Raw genomic sequence first — 26220 nt, forward strand, 5'->3', positions numbered from 1 at the left:
AGGAGCAGCCTTTTGTGGACTGCTCCTATTCCTTATGCTTCTTGCTTTAAATCAAACGAGTGATAATCCTTATAGTGGACTAAGGACCTTATTGGTGTGGTCAATGTCGATAAAAGTGCTATATATGATTTAGCGACCATCTTCCAGGTTGTCTGTTCCCCGTAACTACGTGCTTTGAAGCGATGCCATGCAAGTAATCGCCGAGACTTATAGAGTAATTTGATATGCTGACCCATTTTTTTGATATCATTAAATGGTGTGAGAATTCCCCGATCATCTTTCAAAAGATCTGCTGCATGCCAATAAGGTGTTGATATAACAGCGGCTCCCGCGCCAACAGCAAAAGATAGGGTACCACTACTGATCTGTTGTTCATGTTGATAAGGAGACAAGTAAATATCACAAGCAGTTAAATATTCTTTTAACTGCTCATCCGTTAAGAATTCGTCCACAAAAACCACTTTATCTTGCAATTGCAACTGTTCTACCAGACTTTTTAATTCAAACCGATAGGATTCACCTTCGTGGGCTAATACATTCGGATGTGTTTTGCCGACAATGAGATATTTGAAATTTGGTAAATCTAGGCCTTCCAACGAGCGGATGGCGTACTCAAGTCCTTTACTTCGGCCGATCAATCCAAAAGTCATCATCACAAAATAATCCTGAAGACCCAATCGATATTTTGATAGCCCCTGTTTGTAGTCAAATTGTGGTACACCATGTGGTATAACGTTGATTTTTTTAGGGTCAACCATCGGAAATAGCTCGTTTAACAATTCACTTCCCTTTGGCGATAAGGCTACCACGGCTTGCGATTTTATAAGAAGCGCTTCCATAATTTCCTTTTGACGCAATGAGGGCGATAGTAATATGGTATGAAATATAGTTAACAAAGGTATAGTTAAATGATTGATCAGCTGATTGATAAATACCCCATCGGCGCCACCGAATATTCCATATTCGTGCTGTACAATGCAATAGTCGTACTCGGCATTGATAATATGGCTGGCTTGGATATAACTGTCTAGCCTTTCCTTATCTATAACAAAGCGTACTGATGGGTCGAACTTTTCAATGCCAGATTTTGAAACGGCGATTACATCGACGATAATATCTTTGTCCGCGCTCATGCCTTGTTTAAGATCTTTTGAGAACGTTGCCAATCCACATTCCTGGGGTGGATAAGTGCTTATAATAACGATTCTTTGCATAATACCTAGGCCTTTTTTGTTTCTTCTTTCTCGTTATTTACCGGGATATCCAAAATAGCCATCAGTAATAGATAATATCCCTTTTCTAGTCCCATTTTTTTTGCTTGTTGTTCTATATTATTTTCCATATTAAGTATTATGATTAAGGTGGTATATTGTTTTCCTTTTGTAAATCAAAAGCTGTACCCAAAAGACCGTATTTATATCATACCCGTAGTTTTCAAATGCCGAATCCGTAAAGTTTGCGGCATTAACCGCAAAAAAACACCGCAACTAAGTATTTTTCTCTTAGTGAGGAAATTTATTCCTTGATTGAAAAAGGTATTGTCATAGCTATTTATTTTCTATCCTCATTCTAAACAATAAGCGCCAGATAATGGTTTATGTACGAAATCACAACAGCGAGAATATGTGAAGTCTTAAACAGTATTTATTAGGATATGATAGAAAAGAATAATTCAAAAAAAATCAATGATCATTTGGCCAATGAGCGCACTTTTTTAGCCTGGATAACCACCAGCTTGGGTATCATGGGATTTGGTTTTGTCGTCGTTAAGTTTTCGTTGTTTATACAGCAGGTAACCTTAATGCTTAACTCAAAAAAGACCATGGATATTGAACCGGAATATTCTGGGATTGTTGGTGTTTCCATCGTTCTTATAGGTTCTGTTACTGTTGTATTGGCTTATATCAAATATAGGAAAGTGGCCAAACAGATTGAAGCGGAGAACTTTACTTACGGTTCGTACGGAATTGCTTTGATGTCGGCTTGCTTTCTCATTATTGGCCTGTTATTAGGTTGGCACTTGGTCGAGAGCCTATAGCATGACTTTCTAAATAGGACTGTGTAATCGACATTCCCTTCTTTTTTATTTGATCAAAAGTGTCCGCTACAAAATAGGTCATCTATGCATACCCAAATTAATTAGAGGGAGCATTGGAAGCTTCAGGAAAATACACTTTGTGGAGTTTTTGCAGATAGTAAATAGACCGTGACGAATATTAAAAGGTTCTCTATAAAATGATAAATAGCGTGTTAATTTGTACCCTCGTAATACGATAGATATGAATAAAATAACAACGGCTTTACTGTTGACAATATTGTATTTCAGTGGATGTGCGCAGGAGGTAAAAGATAAGGTAATGTCAAGCGGCGATCGGATAAGCTATCTTTCTGAAAAGGTTCGTCGGTTCAAGCAAGAGCCACTGTACCAGCTGGAGGTCGAAAGTGTTTTGAGTTTCAGTATTCTGATGAATGGCTGTCCTGTTTATTCGAATTTTGATCAAAGGCCTGGAATGGCGAGAGTGGATATCAATCCATATATCCTTAAAAGTGGTCAACAACAGGTTACTATAGCGCTTTATCCTGGTTACGATGGCCAAGGCACGGTCAAACAGTATCTCGAAAACGGTAGCAAATTTTCCCTTAAAATTGAGAAAACAGGTTGGGATAAAGGTGGTAACTTGAAGACTCCGGAAGAAATTGTTTTGTATAAAACTGCTAATGAAACAACAGATTTAGCGAAATTGAAAACGTACAAAAAAGATATTCATTTTAAAGCCGATGTTCCTTATCAGCTCGAGGGATGGACAAATGGGCAGGATTTGACCCAATTGGATCGCGTACAGTTAGAACAGCAGGTTCTCAGCTTCTATAAACAGATGTTATCTGCTTTTGAAAACAAGGAATTCGATGATCTAAATACAAAATTCCTAAAGGCGGATGCGGAATGGTATCAAGCCTTGTACTTCCCCAAAGATATTATTACAAAGTTCCAAACGACAAAGGGTAGGAAGGGGAAGTCCGTTGCAATAACTTTATCAACTTCAACGCGAAATTCACGTACATTTTATTCGCTCCAGAATTACGATCTGAAATTTTACGGAGATGGCCGATTGGTTCGGCTAGAGTCGCGGTATGGCGCTAATAAGGGTGAATCTTTGTTAGGCTATGAAGACATCGATAAAAACGGCCTAAATAGAAAAACTTTTGTCGATATGCTGTTGTATATGCCCAAAGGATCGACCTCCCTGGAGATTATTAGATAAAAGGCCGCTCAAAAGAACTTGTTGGATTATTTTTGATAAATAAAACCCCTTGCCGGAAAGAATAAGTGGTACCCTCATATAGACCAAGAAAATAATTACTAAAGATTTTTTGTGTTTTCAATGAACGCTATCGCCGCATCTATGTAATTCTTTTTTGCATTTTTTATGACCTCCTGGGTTTCTCTATAGGTTAGTTTTGTCTTACCCCATTTTTGGTGTCATATCGATGTGGTGAATATCCGTCCGCATAATTAATCGCTTTACGGAAATAGGTTAAGCTCATTCTACGCTTAAAAATAGTGATCTAATCGTATTTTTAAGCGTAGAATGAGTAGAACTGAGATCCAAATTACGATTAACTTTTCATATTCATTCGTTCTTCCTGAAGATCAAGTAAACGAAGATGTTTTCGAATGATTTCTTCGTCCAACAGAAGCTCTTCTCGATTTTTATTGATTAACCAGATCCGCTGAGCTTCCAGGATGTCGATATAGATTTTTCGGTACTCGGCATAGTTAATGATGATTTCCGAACTGGTCAATTGATTTTCATATTTCTGCAGCTGGTCTTTCAAAGTCGGAAAGCTATCTATTTTGTCAGCATAATCTTTACGGATTTTCTCTACCGCTACTTGAGCAAGTTTGTTTTGAATTTCGTAATCAATCTCCTTTTCTGTTCGTACGAAATCCCGATCTATCGGCGGAAATTTCTTTAATAAAAAAGGGAGGGTGAGTCCCTGTACCAACAATGTTAACAGGATAGCAACGAATGTGATGAAAAGGATCAGATTTCTTTGGGGAAAAGGTGTACCGTTCTCTAAGGTAAGGGGAATTGAAAGTGCTGCGGCTAGGGAAACGACACCGCGCATTCCTGTCCAGCCAATGATCAGGGGTGTTTTCCAGCCCGGAGACTGTGCATCGGCCACGGTGATGAAATTTCTCATCACTAGTGTGGTAATTACTGCACCATAGCCGGCGAAGATTCTTACAATAATCAGAACAGCAGTAACCGCAACTCCATAACCGATTGCGGTAGATATATCAGTATCGCCCAATCCGTTTACGATTTCAGGCAGGTCCAAACCAATGAGCATAAAAACAATTCCGTTCAGCAAAAAGCAAAAACTTTCCCAAACCGTTACAGTACGTATTCTAGATGCGCTACTCAAAAAATCGTGGCTGCGGTAGGAAAGAAATAGACCACCACTTACCACCGCCAAAACTCCGGAAGCATGCAGCTCCTCGGCGACCAGATACATTGAAAATGGCGCAATAAAAGTGAGCAATATGTCTGTATTTGAATCAGTTGGTAGAATCTTGTGCATTTTCAAGAAAATATAGGCAAGTCCAAGTCCTATACCTACGCCGCCGACACACATCCAGATAAAGCTTCCTGCGGCCTCGTACCATACAAATTGACCTGTAGCAGCAGCTATCATCGCAAAGCGGAAAATAATCAGCGAGGAAGCATCATTCAGCAAGCTTTCGCCTTCAAGAATTGAAGCTAGTCTCTTCGGTACTTTCACAAATTTTAATATTGCACCAGCGCTCACAGCGTCAGGCGGAGAAACTATTCCACCCAATAAAAATCCAAGGGCTAAAGAAAATCCGGGAATAAAATAGTTCGCAAAAACCGCTACTGATAATGCGGTGAAAAATACCACCACAAAAGCAAAGCTAAAAATAATCCGGCGCCATCGCCAAAGTTCCTTCCAAGAGGTTGACCAAGCCGCTTCATACAATAATGGTGGTAAGAAAATAATAAATATTAATTCAGGTTCTACTTTTATGGCTGGTACTCCCGGAATAAAACTTATTAAAAGTCCCGCCAATACAAGCAAAACAGGATAAGCTACCTGAATTTTTTTTGCCAGCATAATGAGCATGGTAATCAGCAGAACCAAAAATAGATAGAATGCGAAATTTTCTAACATTTATTCGTTTTAGATGCATAAATATATATTAAATTTTTAAAAAGATTTAAGGCCCATTTAAAATTTATACCAAAGAAAGCGCATTTAAATGTTCCTCTGGAAAGCTGGTTCCTTTAACACGCATTGATGACTATAATAAACATGAAGTGTTATCCGTAATCTTTACAGTAAAAGTCACAAAAAAGTACAAGTCGATGATGAGAAAAGAGTCAACCCGTTGGGGTCGACTCTTTACTTTGCAGGTATAAACGCAATACGGATCTGTCAAAAAGCACTAAAATGCCGGTGCTGCGGTGTTCAGATCAGAATTCAGAAAGTCGTCAATCATCGGAACTAACCAATCCATGCGGTACATCATACCGATATGTGTTGTTCCAGGGAGGATAGCCAGACGAGATTTGGGTAATCCGTGTATATCGCCCATTTTCCCACCTCCTAAGGCACGAAATAATGCCAATGCATGTTCATACTGTATTCCATCGGCATCGCCGATGGCCATAAATAAGGGGGCTTTTATTTGTTTTGCGTCTTTGGACCAGTCATAGGGTTCTAGATCGATGCTGATCACTTTCTTTACAAATTCGGGAAAATGTTTTGGATCATTACCGAGGCTGTCGTATTGCTTCTCGATTGGCGAACCTTTAAATATATCCGCAGTTATCGACGAATAGGATGCTTCTACATCAGGCCACCATCCGTCATGTGCATAGCTACCTGACAATACAATAAGCCTTCGTACCTGCTCGGGATGCCGTATAGCCAGTTGAAATGCTACGCCACCCCCCATGCTGTAGCCCAATATGTCGGCACTATCTATTTGAAGATGTTTCAATAGGCCGGATACATCATCGGCCATCCCCTCATAACTGATTTTTCGTGCAATGTCTCTGGTCCGTCCATGTCCCTGCATTTCCGCGACTATTACTTTCCGACCTTTAAACATGGGGATAGCCTGAGACCAGTTCAATGGGATCGTCATATAAGATCCGTGAAGTAATACAAGAGGTTTACCCTCGCCGTAAACTTCATAATACATTTTTAATCCATTCACATCAGCATAACCCGTTTCGGATGGCTTGGCTGTTTTAGCAATCGACCTGTTTTCTGGAGAGTCCGTACGATCGTTTTTCTGCTGTTGACAGGATAGTAATAATGTGAAAAATATTACCATCATTCGCCCTAATGTTTTTTTGGTTTCCATATTTATCTGATTGTTAAAATTTTATAAGCAAATCTATCCATTTTTGATGTTGGGTTTAGACCGCATATCCGACAATTTCAAGGGGGAAAAACGACAAAAGGACAAATACCATGGCAATATCTAGGAAAGGGCGGCTCTTTTCTAAAAGCTATCAGATAACAGACAAGAGAAAACCTGAATTAGGAAAGCTGACTTTGGGACATAACCTATAAGAGAGGAGCTACAGCTCCTCTCTTATAGGTTCATTGATTTAGGGGATTAAAAAATGCGGTAAATTCTTTATTCGGCTACACAACGGATCGGAAAAGCTTGAAATTTATTCATAACATTATTGTCGCCGGGTGTATTTACCACCATATCCATAGAAGATCCCTGTAGATAATAGATATTGTTTCCCTCGGTATAACTTGTATGGAAATAAGCAAATTGTCCGCGATGTTCATAGCCCAGTGGACCATAAATACCTCCATAATCATGTGTTTGAACACGGCCACCTACAGGAAGAGTCAATTTCACATTTTTGTTGCGTATACTGGTCAGAACTTTTGCAGCACTGTAATTAGACTGACTAGCGGCCCATGACCCGATATTGCTTGCTGTTGTGCCGTTGATCAGGAACTCAGCTTCTCTTTTGGTGGGTATGCGATAACCACTGGGACAAGGATCGGCAGCAGTTTTTACGGGTGCATTTTCAGTGCCACTATTCCAGGCATTGTCTGGTTGTACAATATTTGAACTCCAATTCGTTACACCGGGCCAGTTCGCGGTTCCTATTGCTGGTATTCTTCCCCATTGATAAAAATTACCGTAGAGATCCATCGTTGAAGGATCCTGATCAGGGTCGATGTTGATGCTGGCACCTGGGGCACCCAAGTCATAGCGCATCCAGATGACCCCATTGATACGCGCTGCTTTTTGTCCCTGATGATCCAGGAAAACATCTTTTGGATTGATACGGATCCGGAGATCATATTTCACGCCCGGGCTGATAACCAGATTATTAAGAGAGATAATATTTTGCGGGGTCAGAGGTCCAATTGTAATAGATGCTAGGTTAAGCTTACCAGTAGAGGTCGTGGCATTCAAGATTACTGGATTTGAAACAATAGTTGCCGTATTAAGCGTTTGAAATATAAGTGGAACATTTCCGACTTCGTCCGATTGCGATGGCACGCCATTAGATAATTGAATAGTCGTTGTCAGAAAGTGAGGGCTAATCGAAGCACTGATGGCAGTAACCTCATATCCAGTCGCCGAAGCATCAATGATTGTGGTGATCATGCTCATCTTATGTGCCAATGTGATATCTATATAATTGACTGTGTTGCCACTGACAACCATATTGTCTTTCCTAAAATACATAAAGTCCGTACTGCCGGAAACGCCCACTAAACTTGATGTCGTTAATGTTTTGTTTGCTGGATTCGCAAAAGTAATCGAAGGAAGATCTGTTGTACTGTTTACGGAGTAAGCAACAAAGGTATAACTTTGTCCGGCATCCAAACTCAATTGGGTGGTACTGTTTTCGCTTCCACGAATATAATCCCGTTCAGTGACATATTCCCCGGAGGAATTATACACGGCCATTTTATAACGTATTCCCGGATCAAGCGGTTTTGTTTCTGTACTGGCTTTGGTGCCTGCTTTCGTCGTAATAGGCTCATGCAAGTAGGCCGGAGCCAGCTCTGCAACCAGCGTGTATTCATCATTGAAAGCGGTCTCCTGATACTGGACTTTGTTATTATCGGTGGTATGAAGTCCTGTTGCTGATTTTTTTTCTATATTTTCTTCGTTGTCATAATGGTTGCCCAGTATATTGACTTTAACCACAGCTTTTTCTGCTGAGACAGCAGAATGGTCATCTTTTGTATGGCAGCCTGCGAGGGCAAACAAAACAATAAAAAGTAAAGCCGTCATTCCGCAGATAGAATTGAATCTGTTGTTGAAAATCTTATTCTTCATTTTTTCTATTTCGGTTAATAGTAAGTCCGTTAGTCAATTATTCTTATCAAGTAGCGTCCCCATCTTCAGGCTCAGCTGAGCTACCAGTCGAGGTCTGTTGATGTTTCCGGCATGTTCTGCCACTCCGTATTTACATTGCTATTAGGTTTGGTTGTTGCCGAACCTGCAGCAATTTCAGCCTCCATGCTAACATGTACGGTTTTTATTTGAGGTAGCTCGTACTTCTCCTTTGTCAAATTGACAAGTATGTTTTTATTTACGGTTCTCATTTCTCGTTTTTTTAATGGTTTTCTTTTTAATTCGCTGTAACCTGATATCCCATCAGCTTTCTGCGTTTTATTTTATAAATTTTACTGTGTATATGAATTTCAGGACACAATTAAACGAAAAGGACCTTGCCAAAGAAAATTGGCTACGATTAATATCATTTTCATAATAATAGATTTTTTCCAAATTTACAGAAGTCCCGAATAGTGAAAAATCGCTAGTGCTAGTGATTTTTCCTGTTTTGGATTTAAGCTTGCATATTTAATTTTGGAATGGTTGTCGTATCGTTCGATTCTGAACATTTGGTGTCCGATTATGATCAATCTCTGATTATAAATATATTTTAGTGCGTTGGTTAACAGTGGTATACTGTTTTGGCAAGCGAGTTGATTAGGAAGTTAATCGAGAAAATTGCGTAAAAGATCAAGCGAAAATCAACCGCTTTTTTGCAACAAAAACCGAAAAAAGCGACATGAATTATATTACTCAGAATCTAAAACCTAACATCTTATGAAGGTCATAAAATCTTTACCTATTGCCCTTATTTTCGGCCTAATGGTCGCAACAGCTTGTGCGCAAACCGAAAGTCAGCTCCAAAAAGAAATTTCTGCTGTTGAATCGGGGCTGATACCACCTGTCCGCTTTGTGGGGGAGCCATCTTGGGATATTGCCTCACGCATGAAGTTTTATAATATTCCTGGTGTGAGTATAGCTGTTATCAAAGATTCCAAGGTCATCTGGAGTAAGAGCTACGGTGTTGTAGATCTTGAATCCAAGGCTCCAGTCACTACTAAAACATTGTTTCAGGTTGCTTCGATGAGTAAGCCGGTCAGTGCTTATGCTGCGTTAAAAGAAGTAGAGCTTGGTAAGTTAGCTGTAGATACGGATGTGAATTCATTTTTAACGTCATGGAAAGTTCCAGTAAACGAATGGACCAAAACGAGAAAAGTCACCCTCAAGAATATCGTCAGCCATACTGCTGGTTTCACGGTAAGTGGATTTCCAGGATATAAGGTAACAGATCCTATTCCCACGGCAGTGGAGGTGTTGAAAGGGGAAAAGCCCGCCAATACCCCTGCAGTCTTTGTCGATAAGCTTCCGGGAGCAAATTTTCGCTATTCAGGAGGTGGATATACTGTGATGCAACAGATGCTTATCGATATTGAGAGGAAAGATTACACAAGCATTATGAATGAGAAAGTACTGCTGCCATTGGGAATGAAGAATAGCACATTCGCACAACCACTTCCAGCCGCACAGGCAGCGCTTGCCGCCACAGCCTATTCTGCAGATGGAAAGCCTGTTGAAGGACGATATCATGTTTATCCGGAGCAGGCTGCAGCAGGATTGTGGTCTACAGCTGAAGACTACGCCAAGTTTGTGATTGATATTCAACATACATTGGCAGGCAAAAGCAGTACAGTTATTTCCAAAAAAACGGCAGAAGAGTTTACCAGTCCTTTCATTGAATCCTTTATCGGTCTAGGGCTGTTCATTGAAAACTATGCCGGAGCGGTTTACTTTTGTCATGGCGGCTGGAATGAAGGTTTTAGTTCTTATTTTATAGGAAGCAAGACAAGTGGTGACGGGGTTGTTGTACTAACAAATACCAACAAACCCTTATTTGTCAACGAACTCGTTCGCGCTGTCGCTTTAACCTATCAATGGTCAAATTACATTGCTCCAGCTAATAAAATTTTACCGTCAAGCGCAAAAGAGCTGAGTTCATATGTTGGTCGTTATCGTGCTGATAAATATGGAATCATCAAAGTCTATATGGAAAATGATAAACTGATGGCTATTCAGAATCTGGACGCACCCGTTGAACTGATTAAAGTTGGGGTAGACACTTTCGCAATGCATGACTGGGATTTTAAAATGGCCTTTGTAAAAGATAAAGCTACAGGTAAGCAGGAGCTTGTTCAGATTTTGCGTGATAAAACAATCCATGCCAGAAATCCAAAACTTAATGCAGGCGATATGATTCCGCTGGAGCTGATTTTAGGAGGTCATTTTGAACGGGGAGTTAAAGCTTATCAACGGGCAAAACAAGAGGACAGTGGGCATCGCTTGCTTTCAGAAGGTTTTCTGAATGGCACAGGATATGAGCTCCTTTCTCAAAAGAAATTGACCCAAGCGATCGATATTTTTAAGGTCAATACAATTTTATACCCAAAGAGCGAAAATGTATACGATAGTCTGGCAGAAGCATATCTGAAAGCAGGTCAGAGAGACAAAGCAAAGCAGTGCTATATAAAGCTGCTCGAAATCAATCCTAAAAATGAAAAAGCAAATAAGATTTTAGAAACCTTATAATAAAAGTGTAATGAACTAATTTTTTGCTAATTTGCACATATGTCAATGCATGCAAATAGCTATCAATTATTTTCCAAAGAGATTCTATCGATCTGGAAAAACCAAGATGTCTCCTATATTAAGGTAGAAGAATTGTCTACCATCGAAGGGATTACCTTTTTTGAGCTAATACCTGATTCGGAGCTTTTGGATGGGGGAGAACAGGATACGCTTTATGCGATTGATTCGGATGATGTCGAGGATATGCTATTATTCAGCAAAAATATTAGGTTTGTCGTCCATAATATTTATTTGGAAGAAGATTAAGCGAATTGGACTTCTCTATAACACTTATGTGAATATTTTTTATTTTTTGTAGCGTGGAAGATAAGTTTTACGTATGATGTAAATAGCACATTTTATAGTAAACCAAATAATTATGAAATTAACCCGACTGCTTTCCTTGATAGTTCTTTGTGCAGCTTGTAAAAAAGATAATCAGTCCTACGAAGAGCTCTATAAAAAGGCTGATGAAAAAATTGTTGAAATTGAGGAGTTGATCAAGACATCATCTTGTAGCAATCTCAGCAGTTTGCGAATTGATAGTGTTATTGGTGGGTATAATGGTGGTTACAATGCTGTTTACAGATACTTTCCCGTAGGTAATGAGACAAAAAATGCCTACAACAAACTGAAATCCGAGTATATGTCATTGTTGGAGGCCGCTAGAAAATTAGATGAACGGCCAATATTGACTATGTTGGTTGAATCTGAGCCTCATTTTGGAATTGGTTGTATGGATGGTTCTCCGAAAGTACTGTTGGCATCAGATTTTAACCTCGAGCAAACGAGAGAAAAATTGAATACGAATATAAGCGCATTAGAAACTTTCTATGCTAACCCAATCTGTGCTGACCCGAGTAATTGGTATGCGCTACCGATAGTTAAAGACTGCAAATTGAAATATGTACTATTTCAAAATGATTCAAATAACGAAAGCAGAAGGGATTTTAATGCTATTTATCGTCAACATCAAGCCTTATCTCGTAGACTGGCTAAATTGGATCCCAGCTATGTAAAATGTGAAAATTTACTTGCTTCTCCCAAAGGCGTACGTTGTGAAAACAATAAACCGGTGATAGAAGAATAGCAGATTGCCGTAAATTTTATTTTATTGAATCTTTCTCAGCATATGTATCCGCTTTCTTTCGAAATTGATTGGGGGCTATGCCACATTGCTTTTTGAATGCGACCGAAAAGGACGAGGGCGATGAATATCCTGTTCTGAAGGCAATCTCCTTAATGGATAGATCAGTTGTTTTTAATAGGGAGATTGCTTCTCGAATATGTACTTTTGTTGCAAATTGGAAGAGGCCCATGCCAAATATGTTCTTAAATTCCTTTTTCAGTTTATATTCATTGACACCGAATTTGATAGCTAATTGCTCGATTGTATAGAATTCTCTGGTATTTTTCACGATGAAATCCTGGATCGTATAGAATAAATTGGCATCAGTTTCTCCAAAACTACCGCTCATATCGCTTTGCGTTTCTTCTTGATCGATCCATTCAAATAGTAATTGTAGTAGGATCATCGTTCTACCTTTCATAAAGTACTGTCGTTGAATACCTTTTTTGCGGCAGGATCTCATTTCCTCAAGGATATGAAGCATCTGTGGACTGATTGGAATGCCCTCTTCGACAAGTCGGACAAAATTATTCTTGTCAACCTGAGCGATAAATAAATCTATCAGCTGTGTTTCCGCAACAAACTGATGGAAATAGTCAGATTCCACATAGATATCGAAATTGCGATAAGCGATACCTTTCCTGAAAAATATTTCCACATCTGATTCAGATGGTGTGAAATAGATATAATTATGCTGCGGTAGATAGCTATTGTACTTTTTGTTAATGCTGTCTTTTAGCACATGTTGATTCAGGAAAAAGGCGACCTGAATATAGTTTTTTGTCGAAGTTTTATACGTTAATGTGATGTCTTGAGCATAGGTATATGCGTAATCTCTAATGATAAATTCTGGGCTTTCGTAAATATAGGTTGTCGTAAAACTGCCTAATGGGGTTTTCAGATGTTTTACGGTTTGCTCATCCGCGTCCTGATCGTAAAAACATAATACTTCATCCATCAGTTCCCGATTTGTTTTAATTGCTCCCATATTCTAATGTTTTTCTCCCGAATTCGAAATTTGATTGCCCAAATGTGCTCTACTTTTGCGGTGTAAATTTAATTATATTAATTCTAAATAGTAGAGTATGTTAAAGAAAAGTATCCTTTGGAGCATCTTGGTTTTACCCACTGTTGTATTGGCACAAAGCGACAAGACAGAAAAAGGGAAGAATAAAATAAATCCTGCAGTTGACTCCATAAAGGTGGATAGTACAAAATCCTATGTGCTATCGACAGCGAACGTTGTTGCTAACAGAACAACAATACCTTCTTCGACCTTACGTCTTGGTGAAAACCTTTTGGTGACACCGCAAAATATTCAGGTTATCGATCAGCGTCTGCTCCAGGATCAGATGATATTAACGACTGCGGAAGGTTTGTCGCGCAATGTAAGTGGTGTGCGAACGATCACGCATCAGGAAGAGGGCAGTGTTGGAATTGCTGTACGTGGATTTCAAGCATCAAATCTTCGGAATGGGATGGACGTAAGTGGTAGTTTTGGACCACTACGTGAAGACATGGCTTTTGTGGAGCGTGTTGAATTCGTGAAGGGGCCGGCAGGCTTTATGATGGGTAATACGCAGCCTGGCGGTTTCTATAATATCGTGACCAAAAAGCCGTCTGGAAATAATCAAAGAACAGCGCAAATGAACTTGGGAAGCTACAATTTATTACGCGCCGCGGTTGATATTGACCAGCGCTTGAGCAGTGATGGTAAGTTTTTAGGCCGGTTTAACGTTATGGGAACCAAGAAAGGAAATTTTCAGCAAAATGTCGCTCACGAACAATTTGTTCTGAACCCATCCTTTAAGTATAATGCCAGCGAAAATACGAATGTAATATTTGAATATATTCTCTCACAAAATAATTTTGAGGGTGGATTTGCAAAATATGCCTATGGTATTGATGGTTTTAAGGAGGTAAAGAAGAACTTTTCATTTAGCGATCCAATTATAGATCCGACCAAGTCCTGGGAACACAACATTTTCGGTACAATTAATCATAACTTTAACGAAGACTGGCTGTTGACGGCACAGTTCGGTTACGTCCGCTCCGAAATGGAAGGAGCTTCCCTGTATGCGAATTACAATACGATTGCTTTAAAAGATGGTGCTGATGGTGTAAAAAAGGGGGATGTAACCCGTAACCTCAGTATAAACGATGCATTGAATACATCAACTGTCGGGCAGATATTTACGCGGGGTAAATTCAAAACAGGAGAGATCAGCCACCATATTCTTGCAGGATTAGACATGGGCAAGAAATTCTATGTGGCGGATTGGTCCGAAGCCGGTAGTATTATCGATCCCAGCAAAAGGCTGCCGGTCAATTCCGATGGAGAGGTGATCTTTAATATTTATAATCCTATCTATGGCAATTTGACCAAGGATATGTTGCCAGTGTATGATCGATCCAAGTCATTGCGGGAACGTGGCGCCAATTATATATCGGATTATTCGTATACTTCTGTCCATATTCAGGATGAAGTCCATTTTTTAGAGGATAAGTTGAGGATTGCCGCCGGCCTAAGGTATACGGAGACGAAGAAAGTGTCTATGGCCAATAAGGGTAATGAAGTTAAAAATGAGGCGTTTACACCGCGATTTAGTGTGGCAGGGCTGTTGACGCCTACCTTTACCCTCTATGCGTTATATGACGAGACATTTCAGGAACAGACTGGGGTACTGTTGAATGGAGGAACTGCCGAACCATCCTACGGGCGAAATAAAGAGGTCGGCCTGAAGAAAACCTGGTTTCAGAATAAACTGATAACCAATTTGACCGCTTATCATCTGACGAAGACCAATATGCTTACTGCAGCCGGAGTGGACAATCCCGGAAAGTTTGAACAATCTGGCGAAGCAACTTCAAAGGGAATCGAATTGGATGTCAACGGGCTTATTAACAAAAACTGGAATCTGGTATTCAATTATGCTTATACTGACGCCAAGGTTACGAAAGATAAAGATCCCAAAAAGATCGGTGGAATGTTATACGGTACAGCCCGTCATATTAGCAATGCATGGATAAAATATACAATTACAGAAGGGAGTTTAGAAGGCCTTGGATTTTCCGCAGGCTACGAATATCAGGCCAAGCGTGCAACCTGGCCAGTTGTCCAGGATCATAAGTACCTACCTGATGATCTGTTTTCTATAGATTTGGGCGCGTCCTATCAGAAACATAACTATCACATTGCACTTTTGGTCAATAACGTGACAAACCGCTATAATTACGTTGGTTTCTATCCCGGAGCCTGGGGCTATACCCATTATGGCTGGCGGACGGTCAACCCACAGGGGTTCAGGTTAAACCTCGCCTATAAGTTCTAATGAAAACCAGGATACGTTAAAATTAGTTTTCCTAAATCTTACCTAAGGGTGCCCTTAAATCTGGCGCCCTTAGTTTTCTACCTTGTTACAGGTCCTGCAGTGGCGTTATTCAGGTTACAGGTTCTAAACAAGGTAAATAGGAACAATCCTTATCTCCTGTTATGGCTCCATAGAGACACATACGACCTTGTCATAAATAAGTGCATTGTGGGGGCTTGACAAGCGCTATAGCTGTGCCAGGGAACAGCTCTCTTTGTATCAATAGAATACCGAAAATGGAGTCCGACGAGCTGCTATGTACAAGTTATTTTTAGTTACGCTGGAGGGCAGGGCCAATGAGACAATTTTAAGCGCGAAGTTGAAGAGTAGGGTATTCGAATCGCGTATTTCGGGTAAGATCTGAAGGTAGTCATCAATTGTACCAATATTTCCTGTTTCTGTTCCATTAATTGAGGTTTTCGTCCTATATCTAAACGCAAAGTGAATATTAACTTTATTGCCAACGAAGAATCTATTGAGTTGCTGTAAGTAACGTATAGATTGGATTAAAACATAATTTATAACGATGATGATCAACGGAAGAGATTTTTGGAAAAAAAATGATGAGGAAACAATCCTTGCATTTAAAACACTCATTGAGCAGTATCTTCATAAACACAAACGACTGGATTTTTATTTGTCCAAGCTTAATATTTCAAAACTGGAATTAGAGCGGATATCGGCAGATGTGTTGGGTTTATCTCCTGCAAAGTTTTTACGGAATTTTATAGTGGAGCGCATTAAGAAAGATTTGACAACAACGGAAATTCGCATGAAAACCTTGTGTGACAAGTATGGCTTTGCTTCGGCATCGACATTGACACGGTTTGTAAAATCGAGCACTGGTATGACTCCTAGCCAGTATAGGGCGCTTAAGTATGAAAAATAGCTGGCTATCCAATAGGGCTACCTACTACCCATTGCAACTTTCGTCACCCTTTGGTTCACAGCTTCCTTTTGTGAACTAAGGGTTTTTAATCCTAAAATCAGGTTTAAGACCATCTGAATTTCTAATCCTTCATCGTGAGCATGCTGTACGCTAATCAGGGTTTGGAGCGCTATTTTATCCTTTTTCTTAATCAATCGAATCAACGCTCCTCGGCAGGCATGTGGAGGGTCTGCAAAAAGCTACACTGCTCGCAGCCATAATCGTTGATTTTTGTACAATAACAAGGTATTTCTAACATTACCGCTACGGTTTATTACCTAATTTTTATTTTTCAGTTTAGTTACTTTTTTTTAAATAATTGTAAATAAAATACCTTAAAACAAATTTAAAACTTCCTCCTTTCTACCTTCTATTGATAAAACGTATTACTACGCTAAACTGTCGAAGGCATATTGCTGTTGATACATGCCTTCACTCTTAGCACCCTTCTTGTAGTACCATGTACAGATCAACCTTAATAATATCAATTTAAACAAAAGAGAGGATAAGTTATGGACAACTACAATTTAAATGTACTTATTAACGAGAAAAGAGGTATGTTAAATCACTTCGCAGCTAAATTTACCACCGATCCGGATGAAAAGGAAGATCTGATTCAAGAAACTTGGATCCGGGCCCTAAAATCGCTCGATAAGTTTGTACAGCATCCTAAATTAATGAGCTGGTTGTATGTGATTATGAAACATGTTTATATTAATAAGTACCGTAAAACAAAACGCGTTGATGAAATTCAGGATACATATGTTGCCTTAGAAAGCTCCAATAATATAGTCCATAATAAGGAAGTTAATAAATTTATGGCAGAAGATATCGAGAAAGCAATGTGTAAGTTAACACCTGAAAACTATGAGATCTTCCGCTTGTTTTTGGAAGGTTATAAATACAATGAAATTGCCGACTACTTTAATATGCCAGAAGGAACAATAAAGACGCGGATTCATGTATCCCGTAAAAAATTACAGAAGCAGCTTAAATTATATAAATTGAATTAATTTTCCACTGTTTATTTTATGATTACAAAGTGAAATCAAACTTCAACTCGTGGACTCCACTTTAAAGGTTTCCCGTGTTGTTGTTTGATTTTTGTGATTCACACTTTGATAAATTGGGCAATCGTCTTGTAAGGTCTTCTTATTTTGCTGTAGAAAGGCCAAGAAATAAAGTAATTGCCAACCCGACAAGGGGTTGGACAATTCAATACAACTTACATCGCAATTTTCCCACCTGTAACAGCGATCGTAGCTCCAGCGATATAACTGCTCTCTTCTGAGGCCAAGAAAACATAAGCCGGTGCAATTTCGGCTGGTTGTGCAGGTCTTTTGATAGGACTATCCTTCCCGAAATTCTCAGGTTCGGGCATCGTTGAAGGGATTAGCGGCGTCCACACCGGACCGGGAGCAACGGCATTGACGCGAATTCCTTTGTCCTGTTCGAGAAGCATCTGCGCAAGATTGGCCGTGAAATTCTGAATGGCGCCTTTCGTTGCAGCATAATCGAGTAGCACGGCGTTGGGATGATAGGAATTGACGGAGGCTGTATTGATGATCGAACTCCCGGCCTCCATATACGGGACGGCTGCCTTACATAAATAAAACATACTGCGAATATTCGTTTCAAAGGTGCGGTCCCATTCCTGGGACGTCAGTTCTTCCAGCGTTTTATGGGCCATCTGGTAGGCGGCATTATTGACGAGAATGTCTATTCCTCCCAATTCTCGGACAGCGAGATCGATAAGTCCGTTAGCATAGGTTTCGTCCCGCAGATCGCCTTTGGAAAGAATGGCTTTGCGACCAGCTTTTTCCACCAGACGGGCAGTTTCGGCCGCATCCCCGTCCTCCATATCATAGCCGTAGCTAATGATTAGATCTGCCCCTTCTCGGGCATAGGCAATGGCTACGGCGCGACCTATCCCTGAATCTCCACCAGTGATGATGGCGCGGGCCCCTTTAAGCCTTCCGTTGCCGACATAGCTTTCTTCACCATGATCGGCCAAAGGCTTCATTTCGGCTTCAATGCCGGGCACCTGTTGTTCTTGTTTAGGAAAAGGGGGAACTGGATATTTCGTGTGTGGATTTTTAAATTGTGTCATAGTATTGATTTTAAGTTTAACTTATCTCTCGCTAAAAAGAACCGCTGGAAATTCGAAATAGTTCATAAAAATTATAAACCTAATCGTCATTTCTATTTGATGGCAATCGAGTCATCACCTGCATAGGCGGCTTTTTCGATTATTTTTTCGAAAAATTTAACCCGTGAAGTTGGCCGGATAAATATGAAAGTGCTTGAACAGTAATGCGTTATTTCCAGGTTATCCGTACTGTACCCGTTCCTGCTAGCTCAAACAGGCCAGGCGATTTTTCTTTAATGGTCTGATAGTTGGATTTATTTTTCTGTCTGACTTCAAATGTTGAAAGCCCTATTTGGGAAGTGCGGATCAGCCTGATCGTACACTTGAATCGAGAACTGCCCGTCAGATCGAATGAGGCTGACTTTTTGCTGGTCTGAAAGTTTGTGACCGGATAATCTATAAAGATAAGGAGATCTGGATCAGCTAGCCTGTAATATTGTCGCGGGACAATCCCAAAGGCGAGACCCGCACCGTATACTTCCTGACCAACGGTTCCGTTTTTTTCCCAGCCGTCGTGGAGATCTTCAAGGGGAATCCATAGATCATTTTGAACTTCTCCCGTCTTAACATCCTCCGAGATTATTTCACGAGGTAACATTGGTGGAAAATAGTAAGCTAACCTATCCAGCGCATATTTAATAAATTCTGGAATAAGTATTTTTAAAGCGGGTAGAATTTCTATTCCATTGCTGACCTCCAGGTAATGATGAAGGGCTGCAAACACTTCCAATTCTTCATAAGCTGCTGTATATGGCGCATCATTTAATGGAAAAACGCCAAAAAAATAGGGGAAATTTTGCCCATACCCGTAATCACATTCCCAAATCTGGCAGTTTTTGAATATACCTGCCAGACAGCAGTAACTCAATTCTAAGTAGCGTGATTCTCCCGTTTCTTTGTACATTTCGACCAATGCGCCTGCAGCAAAGGTGGTATTATTGGCCTGATAGAAGATGTCAAAAGCCAAGCCATCCAGGCTTTTTAAGGCTTTTTCGGCCTCACGAATAAATCGTTTTTCGCCTGTTAGGTGCCAGGCCATCAGCATCACATGAGCATAGGAACCCGGAACATCTTTTTCACCGCCCTTCCCGGGCGAAGTTTCCGCTTTTAATACTTCCAGGGTCGTCATTTTATAAAACACCGGCCAGTTATATTCAAAATGTCTGGCTACATGAATAGCGTAATCCACTGAATCCAAAAAAAGTTTTCTTGCCGTCTGCCCACCCCGTAATGCCAATCGCGCAAGATTCAACAGCGGATGGTGAAGATACCAGGAATCCATTACCATTTCACGTTTCTGTTCCTCGGATTTGTCGAGCTTGTCTTCGAGTGCTGGATGCCAGCGTACAATAGTTTTTAGCTGTTCGTCGTAAAACACTTTCAGCCCGCTATCCAGATCATTAAAAAGCGGATGATCAGAACCATCCCATGTCAAATATTCCTGTAAGGGCAAAAGTACGGCCAATTGCACCATAATTTCACTAGGAGTTTCGTAATCTGCTACATAGGCATTTAGAAAAGGAATACCATTCGTCTGAGTCCAGCAGCCCTTATTATGATAGAGATCGTTCATTACATTCTTGGCGATCGCTATCCAGTCATGATATTTTGGTTCGGGTTTTGGTATGAGGGTATAAATGCTGGATAAATGATCGAGAAATTTTGTAGCAATGTCATTATCCGCTACGGGGATATGCTGGTCCAACAAAACAAATGCATCGGATAGGATATATTCGGTATCCGCTGGAAGCGGCTTTTGAGCGTTTATGGGAAGCTGGAAACCTATCTCTGGCCAGTTCCCACCTACAGTTTCCCGAAGGGACGCTTCGGTTGCCTGGCAATATGCCGATATTGCCGTCAGATTTTGGAAATAAAACACCGAACCGACAGTCGGTTTGGTCATGCTAAAATAAAGCTGGCCCGACCTTGTTCCTACTTGATGTGCATGAATAATACCGGCCGTATTTTGGACATTCCCTTCCTTGGTAAGAGGGGCGATATCCCGTGGCCAGAAGGGTATCAATATTGGTAAGTTTCCCCGAAAGCTGGTTGTATAACGAAATACTGCTTTTTCATTAGCAGGAATCGATATAGTCATACGATAGTATCCTAATCGCGTGGTAGCGGTTACAAGAATTTCATTAGGCTTCTCGTCGATATTTACTTTTTCAAAGTTACTATTCATTCCAAAGGCCAGTCTGAAAGCGATCCGCCCACCATTTGGCCAGGTGGAAACTAACCATATGGAATCTCCAGTATTGAATAGTTTGATATTGTAATTTTCAATAGACAGTTCACATATATGCTTATGTCGAGCGATATCTGCTTGAACGGTTGCCATCCATGGTGTAACAGGGTTTATCATAGTATCAAAATTAAAGCTTCTTTTCTTCGGCCTATTATTCCCAACTAGCTGATGAAGCGTGCTGCTCCAGCAAAAGTTTTATTAAATATTTCAAATCTTGCGAGTGAGAGATATATGGTTTGTCAAATGGTAGATATATTAATATAAACTGTTAGCTATTTAAAGAAAAATAATTTAGTGCAAACAAACACATGTTAGCTCTTGTCCTTTTAGTGAAGACTGCTTGTCCCAGTCATGAAGAAAGTTTTTTTTAGCTAGGTTCTTTCCAACCTAGCTATTTTCTTTTATATCGCTTCGGTTCGAACACCTTGGGCATCCTCATGGCTATTATTGATAGCCTGAAATGATTAAAAGTCTTGTTGGCTTCTTTACTACATAAAGTAAACCTTGCGATGGCAAAATTTGATGCACTATTTTGGGAGGAAACGAACACCTTGCTGTTCCATTTTTTTTTAAAGGAGAGGTCAGAATTAAAATTAAAAATGCCCGAATCTTCGGGCATTTTTAATCGTTAGGATGCAGACTCGTTAACGCTGGAGATCGCGATATCTGTCAGCAGGCTATCTGTTTGTTTTTCTTCATCCAAAGTCTGCTGGAGCAGTTGTTCAGCTTCGCTATGCTCCATAAGTTTTGCATAGGTCACCAAACAGCCGTAGCTCGCAATCTCATAATGTTCTACTTTTTGTGCAGCCGAAATAAGTGCTGCATCCAATGCAGGGTCGCCTTCAAAACTGTCGATAATCTCGTCAGCTTCCTCTAACAAACCTTCCATTGCCTTGCATTTTTTGCCTCTTGCACTCATATTCAAACTGGAGAAGACCTCTTTTAAACGTTCAACATGGCCTTCTGTCTGTTCGTAGTGCTGATCAAATGCTTGTTTCAGCTCATCGCTCTCGGCTGCCTTGCTCAGCTTTTTAAGGCCTTTCAGAAGTTGTTTCTCCGCACCCAGGATATCTTTTAACTCGTCTACGAATAACTCATGTAAATGCGCATTCGGCATTTGTTGATTGTTTTGCGTTGATGTTGCCATAATTTTAATATTTTATAATTTTATAAAGGGAACAGCGCTAAGAAAGTGATGGTTTGATTCTTTTTAAAATCATTTTTAATGAATGCTTTATTTGAAAAAATTTCGTATTGTCTGCGCATTCGCTGGCGCAAAAGCCTGCTGGTCGTTATCAAAATAGAGGTAAACATCTTTTCCTTCTTTTTGACAGTTTGTGCAGTAGTCCGCCCAAGCTTCTAAATTTTCCCTAGTGTAGCTCCCTTCATATTTGTTTCCGGGACCATGCAGACGAATGTAAACAAAATCTGCCGTCAGCAGTTGTGGGCTTTGATATCCAGCAAGGTCATAAATGCAATAGGCGCAATTGTGCTGCTCAAGTAGTTGGTAAACTTCCGCAACATTCCAGGAATGATCTCGAAACTCAAATGCAAACCTGTGATCGGCAGGCAACAATTTTAGAAAATACGCCAAACGTTCTGGATTAACCCGCCATTTTGGTGGCAATTGAAATAGGATAGGTCCTAGTTTTTTCCTTAGGTAAGACGCTCTTTCGATAAATTGGTCGATGTCCGCAGGTTCGACGTGAAGTTTTTTCAAATGTGTGATAAAGCGGCTACCTTTTACCGCAAACACAAAGTCCTCAGGAACCTGTTTATACCAATTTTCAAACATTCCCGTTGTAGGTAACCTATAAAATGAATTATTAATCTCTGCGGAATAGAAATGTTTCGAATAATAATTCAACAGGTCTTCGTTCTTAAGCCCCGCCGGATAATACGTGTTTTTCCAATGTTTATAATGCCAACCTGATGTTCCTACATAAATCTTTCCCTTTTTCATCTTCGTATTGTTAAGCTTACAGGAAATGAACAGGGCTATCAATTGAATGGTTGGCAAAAAATAAAGATTAGGAATAAAAGGCTGTTGAAATGCCTTATAAATTAAAAAAGGCAAATCATTTTATGATCTGCCTTTTTGGGTAAGTAATCGGGCTCGAACCGACGACCCCTAGAACCACAATCTAGTGCTCTAACCAACTGAGCTATACCTACCGTGATTTTGATGTCACAAAAGTAGTATTATACGCCATATCTTCCAAATGTTTTTTAAACTTTTTAATTAAACAATTGTCTATCAAATGGTATATTTTTATCAGATGGTATGATAAGGCGGTAAAAGATAATATTCGCGTAATATTTTCGCTGCAAATATCCATTATTGGACCTTGGTCTATTATTTGTACATTACTATTTATGGGAAAATTTTTAAAATTTTTAATTATCTTAGCCATTTTGGCAGTGGGGGCTTGGTTTGTTTATCAAAAGTATAACAGTGGACCCAGAGTGGAAAGTAAACACCAGCTTTTGGTGGACCGTATTGAAGCCATGGGGAAATTGGAATTGGTCAAATACCGTTACAGCGATGTCGTAGAACATAAAAATATCAATACTTTTTTGCCTACGGCTAGCGTTTTGCTTATTGTGAAGGCTGATGCCGTTGGTTGTGTTAATTTAACAAAACTGACACCCGAGGATATTAAGGTGGTTGGAGACTCTGTTTCTATTAAACTGCCAGCACCGGAAATTTGTTACATCAAGATTGACCACGAGGCCTCAAAAGTCTATGATACGAAGATGGCTTTCCTAAGAGAGGCAGAACTGGTTGATGAAGCCTATAAAACTGCTGAAAAAGCGGTAGCCGATGATGTGAAAAAATCCGATATTCTGCAGCAGACCAAAGCAAATGCAACTACGGTCTTTAAACCATTATTACAAGGATTGGGATTTTCAAAAATCAACCTGACATTCGAATAAATTCACTGCTTGTTGGGTAAAATAAAAAAAGCTAGACACGGAGGTGTCTAGCTTCCTACAATAAATCTATCTCCGGCCGTCTCCCGACGGAAGAGCACATAATTATGCTATTATCACTGGATGAACAATAATCAAAACCATATCGTTTTATTTTTTTGCAGATGTGTCTGGTTGTGGCGTAGGCGGAATATCACCTCGCGATTCCCTTGAATTCGTATCTCGATACTGGATTGTTGTCGTGTCATTTGGTACAGAATCACGCATTAATTCACTCGATTTCTGATCAGTGGTTTTACCATTGCATCCGTAAATTGCGAATAGAATGGCTGATGCCGCCATAAAGGCTTTCGTTGTCTTCTTCATAAGGATTACATTTATTAATCTGTTGCGCTGTCAAGCAGGCATTGTATTAATAGAACAGCTCCATCTCAAAAGTCGTTTAATTTTTTAAATTTTAGTTTTTTTGATTATCTATTCGATACCCCCCCGTCTTAGTAGCTCTATACGTTGATATATTTTTGTGAAAAACTTTTTACAGTTTACTTATGTTCCTATTAGTATAGATAATAAGTTCATGTAAATTGGAAATTATGATACAGTTAATGCTTGTAGACGACCATCATTTAGTGAGAAATGGTTTTCGACTAATTTTGGAAACTCAAGAAGATATGGCTGTATTGGCTGATGTCGAGAGTGCGGAAGGAGCTTTGGATTTGTTGGCACAAAATAAGCTCCCGGATATCATTTTAACGGACGTGAAAATGGAAAAAATGAATGGCATCACATTCATAGGACGTATCAAGGAAAAATATCCGCAAATCAAAGTACTTGCCCTTTCGATGATGAACGATATACAGACAGTTTTTGAAGTGTTACGTGCTGGCGGAGACGGTTATCTCGTCAAAGATAGTTCCGCTGATGAGGTCGTCTTTGGGATTCGCCAGATTGCGAACGGAGAGAAATACCTAAGTGTTTCATTAGGCCTTTCCTGTATAGAGAATTACAGACTATACATGGAAAATAATCCGGATAAAGGGTTTATAATGACTAAATATGATATCTCTGAACGGGAATTGGCTGTGCTTGAATTGATTTCAGAAGGCTATACCAATGCAGAGATCGCTGACCGTATATTTTTAAGTAAACGTACAGTGGAAGGACATCGGCAGCGCCTGATCGAAAAAACGAGAACGAGAAATACAGCTGAATTGGTCAGATTCGGTTTTCATAATATGCTTTTACATTAATAAAATAAATAGTTATGGCGACAAAAAATGAAAATAGACTGGTGGGAAAAGAAATGGAGAAAAAGAAAAAAGTGAAACTTGGTACCGATGGTGAAGTGTTAAAAGATGTGGATCATAAAGATAGGGGGGACGCTGAAGCGGGAGTGGATCCGCAGGTTGACCAACTGAATGATATGCCAAATGATCCTACGGACCGGCCCAAAGAGAAAAGGAAATAAAGAAAGTCGCTTCAGTAGGCGACTTTCTTTATTTCCTTTTCCTAGTTTTTGCCTTGTTTCTCAATAGCCTTGATCAGCTCATCCTTGGTCATATCGTGACGGCCAGTGATTTCAAGTTTTTTGGCCATTTGCAAGAGTTCATCTTTTGTTTTACTGGCATTGCCATTTTCGGTACTTCGTTGAGCTGACGAACCTTTTGTGTTACTTTTGTTCATGCTTTTTGCTTTGTCAGTGTTGCCATGTGACTGTCCTTTGGACGTGTTACTGGCGGTACGTTTCGCTGTGTTCATAATATTTTGATTTACGTGTTACTTAATAGCTGAACAGCTTAGTGAACCTAAATGTTGACCGATTTACTACGTAAAGATCATGTACTTCTACGTCTTTTTAAGGGATTTATGTCTTTGCAAAAGCTTTAATAATTGCTTTATTGAATTCCGGTAGATCATCAGGTGTACGGCTACTTATTAGTCCCTCGTCAATGACAACAGCACTATCTTCCCAATTGGCACCAGCGTTGATTAAATCTATTTTAATTGCTTCTACCGAAGTCATTTTCTTGCCTCTGACAAGATCTGCATTGATCAAAAGCTGTGGCCCATGGCAGATGGCAGCAATTGGTTTATTACGCTCCCAAAAAGCGTTAATCAATGCAATGGCAGTCTTGTTGGTGCGAAGTTTATCGGGATTGACGACACCACCGGGTAGTAGGAGGGCGTCGTATTTATTTTCCTCGGCCTCCTGAAGCGTGACATCGACAGCATACGCTTTAGACCATTCATCGCCTTTTTTTGAGCGAACTTTATCCTTTGAAGGTGAGATAATATGGGTTTTGGCACCTGCATTTTCCAATGCTTCTTTCGGACTGCTCAACTCGATTTCTTCAAAACCATCGGCAACCAGGATAGCGATCTTTTTATCTTTTAATTTTTCCATGTGAAGAAATGTTTTGTTCTTATATGTTTTGTTCTTATATTGAACGGTTTTCCTTCATGGAAAGTTTGATTAATCT

At 39.9% G+C, this 26220-nt stretch carries 25 protein-coding genes and 1 tRNA gene; 11 read left to right on the top strand and 15 right to left on the bottom strand.

Annotated features, from left to right (window positions below; all coding sequences use genetic code 11):
* Window positions 1-32: 32 nt before the first annotated feature.
* Window positions 33-1214, bottom strand: a complete 1182-nt coding sequence (locus tag BWD42_RS03260; protein WP_077433081.1) for a glycosyltransferase — start codon at window positions 1212-1214, stop codon at window positions 33-35.
* A 5-nt stretch (window positions 1215-1219) separates the two neighbouring features.
* Entirely contained in the window at window positions 1220-1342 is a 123-nt protein-coding gene (locus BWD42_RS25055; RefSeq protein WP_262507804.1) for a hypothetical protein, read from the bottom strand.
* 312 nt (window positions 1343-1654) lie between these two features.
* On the opposite strand from BWD42_RS25055, the gene BWD42_RS03265 reads away from it, so the two are divergent.
* Together BWD42_RS03265 and BWD42_RS03270 are read left to right on the top strand one after the other, a co-directional pair.
* Entirely contained in the window at window positions 1655-2038 is a 384-nt protein-coding gene (locus BWD42_RS03265) for a YidH family protein (RefSeq protein ID WP_254846165.1), read from the top strand.
* A 241-nt stretch (window positions 2039-2279) separates the two neighbouring features.
* Complete coding sequence (locus BWD42_RS03270; RefSeq protein WP_077433083.1) at window positions 2280-3263, top strand: hypothetical protein; 984 nt, start codon at window positions 2280-2282, stop codon at window positions 3261-3263.
* Window positions 3264-3618: 355 nt separating this feature from the next.
* Here BWD42_RS03270 and BWD42_RS03275 read toward each other — a convergent pair whose 3' ends face one another.
* The 4 genes from BWD42_RS03275 to BWD42_RS03290 all read right to left on the bottom strand — a co-directional run bounded on the left by BWD42_RS03275 (window position 3619) and on the right by BWD42_RS03290 (window position 8628).
* Entirely contained in the window at window positions 3619-5196 is a 1578-nt protein-coding gene (locus BWD42_RS03275; protein WP_077433085.1) for a Na+/H+ antiporter, read from the bottom strand.
* Window positions 5197-5470: 274 nt separating this feature from the next.
* Window positions 5471-6370, bottom strand: a complete 900-nt coding sequence (locus BWD42_RS03280) for an alpha/beta fold hydrolase (RefSeq protein ID WP_254846166.1) — start codon at window positions 6368-6370, stop codon at window positions 5471-5473.
* Between the two features lie 306 nt (window positions 6371-6676).
* Window positions 6677-8359, bottom strand: a complete 1683-nt coding sequence (locus BWD42_RS03285) for an FISUMP domain-containing protein (RefSeq protein WP_077433089.1) — start codon at window positions 8357-8359, stop codon at window positions 6677-6679.
* 80 nt (window positions 8360-8439) lie between these two features.
* Complete coding sequence (locus BWD42_RS03290) at window positions 8440-8628, bottom strand: hypothetical protein (protein WP_077433091.1); 189 nt, start codon at window positions 8626-8628, stop codon at window positions 8440-8442.
* 508 nt (window positions 8629-9136) lie between these two features.
* Between BWD42_RS03290 and BWD42_RS03295 the strand changes: the two genes are divergently transcribed.
* From BWD42_RS03295 to BWD42_RS03305, 3 genes are all read left to right on the top strand, one after another.
* Window positions 9137-10942, top strand: a complete 1806-nt coding sequence (locus BWD42_RS03295; protein ID WP_077433093.1) for a serine hydrolase — start codon at window positions 9137-9139, stop codon at window positions 10940-10942.
* A 39-nt stretch (window positions 10943-10981) separates the two neighbouring features.
* A complete protein-coding gene (locus tag BWD42_RS03300; protein WP_077433095.1) occupies window positions 10982-11248 on the top strand; it encodes a hypothetical protein in 267 nt (88 codons plus the stop codon).
* 112 nt (window positions 11249-11360) lie between these two features.
* On the top strand, window positions 11361-12071 hold the full coding sequence (locus BWD42_RS03305) for a hypothetical protein (RefSeq protein ID WP_077433097.1): 711 nt from the start codon (window positions 11361-11363) through the stop codon (window positions 12069-12071).
* 16 nt (window positions 12072-12087) lie between these two features.
* Here BWD42_RS03305 and BWD42_RS03310 read toward each other — a convergent pair whose 3' ends face one another.
* Window positions 12088-13098 (bottom strand): helix-turn-helix domain-containing protein, encoded by a 1011-nt coding sequence (locus tag BWD42_RS03310; protein ID WP_077433099.1) that lies wholly within the window; start codon window positions 13096-13098, stop codon window positions 12088-12090.
* Between the two features lie 97 nt (window positions 13099-13195).
* On the opposite strand from BWD42_RS03310, the gene BWD42_RS03315 reads away from it, so the two are divergent.
* The 3 genes from BWD42_RS03315 to BWD42_RS03330 all read left to right on the top strand — a co-directional run bounded on the left by BWD42_RS03315 (window position 13196) and on the right by BWD42_RS03330 (window position 17422).
* Window positions 13196-15442, top strand: a complete 2247-nt coding sequence (locus tag BWD42_RS03315; RefSeq protein WP_077433101.1) for a TonB-dependent siderophore receptor — start codon at window positions 13196-13198, stop codon at window positions 15440-15442.
* Window positions 15443-16007: 565 nt separating this feature from the next.
* Window positions 16008-16370, top strand: coding sequence for a helix-turn-helix domain-containing protein (locus BWD42_RS03320; RefSeq protein ID WP_077433103.1), 363 nt, complete (start codon window positions 16008-16010; stop codon window positions 16368-16370).
* A 551-nt stretch (window positions 16371-16921) separates the two neighbouring features.
* The gene (locus BWD42_RS03330) at window positions 16922-17422 is read left to right on the top strand and encodes an RNA polymerase sigma factor (RefSeq protein ID WP_077433107.1); all 501 of its coding nucleotides are present in this window, start codon (window positions 16922-16924) and stop codon (window positions 17420-17422) included.
* 212 nt (window positions 17423-17634) lie between these two features.
* On the opposite strand, the gene BWD42_RS03335 is transcribed toward BWD42_RS03330, so the two are convergent.
* From BWD42_RS03335 to BWD42_RS03355, 5 genes are all read right to left on the bottom strand, one after another.
* Window positions 17635-18519: an SDR family oxidoreductase gene (locus tag BWD42_RS03335; protein ID WP_077433109.1), complete on the bottom strand. Its 885-nt coding sequence runs from the start codon at window positions 18517-18519 to the stop codon at window positions 17635-17637.
* 208 nt (window positions 18520-18727) lie between these two features.
* Complete coding sequence (locus tag BWD42_RS03340; RefSeq protein ID WP_077433111.1) at window positions 18728-20923, bottom strand: hypothetical protein; 2196 nt, start codon at window positions 20921-20923, stop codon at window positions 18728-18730.
* A gap of 511 nt (window positions 20924-21434) precedes the next feature.
* The gene (locus BWD42_RS03345; RefSeq protein ID WP_077433113.1) at window positions 21435-21953 is read right to left on the bottom strand and encodes a ferritin-like domain-containing protein; all 519 of its coding nucleotides are present in this window, start codon (window positions 21951-21953) and stop codon (window positions 21435-21437) included.
* A gap of 87 nt (window positions 21954-22040) precedes the next feature.
* A complete protein-coding gene (locus BWD42_RS03350; RefSeq protein WP_077435733.1) occupies window positions 22041-22769 on the bottom strand; it encodes a DUF72 domain-containing protein in 729 nt (242 codons plus the stop codon).
* A 138-nt stretch (window positions 22770-22907) separates the two neighbouring features.
* Window positions 22908-22981: transfer RNA gene (locus tag BWD42_RS03355), tRNA-His, on the bottom strand.
* Window positions 22982-23182: 201 nt separating this feature from the next.
* On the opposite strand from BWD42_RS03355, the gene BWD42_RS03360 reads away from it, so the two are divergent.
* Window positions 23183-23743 carry a DUF4230 domain-containing protein gene (locus BWD42_RS03360; RefSeq protein WP_077433115.1) on the top strand — a complete coding sequence of 187 codons (561 nt, stop codon included), beginning with the start codon at window positions 23183-23185 and terminating at the stop codon, window positions 23741-23743.
* Between the two features lie 147 nt (window positions 23744-23890).
* Here the strand turns inward: BWD42_RS03360 and BWD42_RS03365 are convergent, their stop codons facing one another.
* Window positions 23891-24106: a hypothetical protein gene (locus BWD42_RS03365; protein WP_077433117.1), complete on the bottom strand. Its 216-nt coding sequence runs from the start codon at window positions 24104-24106 to the stop codon at window positions 23891-23893.
* Window positions 24107-24333: 227 nt separating this feature from the next.
* Here BWD42_RS03365 and BWD42_RS03370 point away from each other — a divergent pair, with 227 nt between their 5' ends.
* Complete coding sequence (locus BWD42_RS03370; RefSeq protein WP_077433119.1) at window positions 24334-24990, top strand: response regulator transcription factor; 657 nt, start codon at window positions 24334-24336, stop codon at window positions 24988-24990.
* 14 nt (window positions 24991-25004) lie between these two features.
* A complete protein-coding gene (locus tag BWD42_RS03375) occupies window positions 25005-25208 on the top strand; it encodes a hypothetical protein (RefSeq protein ID WP_077433121.1) in 204 nt (67 codons plus the stop codon).
* 41 nt (window positions 25209-25249) lie between these two features.
* Here the strand turns inward: BWD42_RS03375 and BWD42_RS03380 are convergent, their stop codons facing one another.
* Window positions 25250-25498 carry a Rho termination factor N-terminal domain-containing protein gene (locus BWD42_RS03380; protein WP_077433123.1) on the bottom strand — a complete coding sequence of 83 codons (249 nt, stop codon included), beginning with the start codon at window positions 25496-25498 and terminating at the stop codon, window positions 25250-25252.
* Between the two features lie 106 nt (window positions 25499-25604).
* The gene (locus BWD42_RS03385) at window positions 25605-26144 is read right to left on the bottom strand and encodes a type 1 glutamine amidotransferase domain-containing protein (protein WP_077433125.1); all 540 of its coding nucleotides are present in this window, start codon (window positions 26142-26144) and stop codon (window positions 25605-25607) included.
* Window positions 26145-26220: the final 76 nt, after the last annotated feature.

The sequence above is a fragment of the Sphingobacterium sp. CZ-UAM genome (assembly GCF_002000245.1).
GTDB lineage: Bacteria > Bacteroidota > Bacteroidia > Sphingobacteriales > Sphingobacteriaceae > Sphingobacterium.

What these genes read in the sequence shown, in the direction of transcription:
- BWD42_RS03260 (WP_077433081.1), bottom strand. Translation starts at nt 1,214, where the DNA reads ATGCAAAGAATCGTTATTATAAGCACTTATCCACCCCAGGAATGTGGA.
- BWD42_RS03335 (WP_077433109.1), bottom strand. Translation starts at nt 18,519, where the DNA reads ATGACACAATTTAAAAATCCACACACGAAATATCCAGTTCCCCCTTTT.
- BWD42_RS03340 (WP_077433111.1), bottom strand. Translation starts at nt 20,923, where the DNA reads ATGATAAACCCTGTTACACCATGGATGGCAACCGTTCAAGCAGATATC.
- BWD42_RS03290 (WP_077433091.1), bottom strand. Translation starts at nt 8,628, where the DNA reads ATGAGAACCGTAAATAAAAACATACTTGTCAATTTGACAAAGGAGAAG.
- BWD42_RS03380 (WP_077433123.1), bottom strand. Translation starts at nt 25,498, where the DNA reads ATGAACACAGCGAAACGTACCGCCAGTAACACGTCCAAAGGACAGTCA.
- BWD42_RS03275 (WP_077433085.1), bottom strand. Translation starts at nt 5,196, where the DNA reads ATGTTAGAAAATTTCGCATTCTATCTATTTTTGGTTCTGCTGATTACC.
- BWD42_RS03310 (WP_077433099.1), bottom strand. Translation starts at nt 13,098, where the DNA reads ATGGGAGCAATTAAAACAAATCGGGAACTGATGGATGAAGTATTATGT.
- BWD42_RS03350 (WP_077435733.1), bottom strand. Translation starts at nt 22,769, where the DNA reads ATGAAAAAGGGAAAGATTTATGTAGGAACATCAGGTTGGCATTATAAA.
- BWD42_RS03270 (WP_077433083.1), top strand. Translation starts at nt 2,280, where the DNA reads ATGAATAAAATAACAACGGCTTTACTGTTGACAATATTGTATTTCAGT.
- BWD42_RS03385 (WP_077433125.1), bottom strand. Translation starts at nt 26,144, where the DNA reads ATGGAAAAATTAAAAGATAAAAAGATCGCTATCCTGGTTGCCGATGGT.
- BWD42_RS03320 (WP_077433103.1), top strand. Translation starts at nt 16,008, where the DNA reads ATGATGATCAACGGAAGAGATTTTTGGAAAAAAAATGATGAGGAAACA.
- BWD42_RS03300 (WP_077433095.1), top strand. Translation starts at nt 10,982, where the DNA reads ATGTCAATGCATGCAAATAGCTATCAATTATTTTCCAAAGAGATTCTA.
- BWD42_RS03315 (WP_077433101.1), top strand. Translation starts at nt 13,196, where the DNA reads ATGTTAAAGAAAAGTATCCTTTGGAGCATCTTGGTTTTACCCACTGTT.
- BWD42_RS03305 (WP_077433097.1), top strand. Translation starts at nt 11,361, where the DNA reads ATGAAATTAACCCGACTGCTTTCCTTGATAGTTCTTTGTGCAGCTTGT.
- BWD42_RS03285 (WP_077433089.1), bottom strand. Translation starts at nt 8,359, where the DNA reads ATGAAGAATAAGATTTTCAACAACAGATTCAATTCTATCTGCGGAATG.
- BWD42_RS03330 (WP_077433107.1), top strand. Translation starts at nt 16,922, where the DNA reads ATGGACAACTACAATTTAAATGTACTTATTAACGAGAAAAGAGGTATG.
- BWD42_RS25055 (WP_262507804.1), bottom strand. Translation starts at nt 1,342, where the DNA reads ATGGAAAATAATATAGAACAACAAGCAAAAAAAATGGGACTAGAAAAG.
- BWD42_RS03370 (WP_077433119.1), top strand. Translation starts at nt 24,334, where the DNA reads ATGATACAGTTAATGCTTGTAGACGACCATCATTTAGTGAGAAATGGT.
- BWD42_RS03345 (WP_077433113.1), bottom strand. Translation starts at nt 21,953, where the DNA reads ATGGCAACATCAACGCAAAACAATCAACAAATGCCGAATGCGCATTTA.
- BWD42_RS03295 (WP_077433093.1), top strand. Translation starts at nt 9,137, where the DNA reads ATGAAGGTCATAAAATCTTTACCTATTGCCCTTATTTTCGGCCTAATG.
- BWD42_RS03265 (WP_254846165.1), top strand. Translation starts at nt 1,655, where the DNA reads ATGATAGAAAAGAATAATTCAAAAAAAATCAATGATCATTTGGCCAAT.
- BWD42_RS03280 (WP_254846166.1), bottom strand. Translation starts at nt 6,370, where the DNA reads ATGATGGTAATATTTTTCACATTATTACTATCCTGTCAACAGCAGAAA.
- BWD42_RS03375 (WP_077433121.1), top strand. Translation starts at nt 25,005, where the DNA reads ATGGCGACAAAAAATGAAAATAGACTGGTGGGAAAAGAAATGGAGAAA.
- BWD42_RS03360 (WP_077433115.1), top strand. Translation starts at nt 23,183, where the DNA reads ATGGGAAAATTTTTAAAATTTTTAATTATCTTAGCCATTTTGGCAGTG.
- BWD42_RS03365 (WP_077433117.1), bottom strand. Translation starts at nt 24,106, where the DNA reads ATGAAGAAGACAACGAAAGCCTTTATGGCGGCATCAGCCATTCTATTC.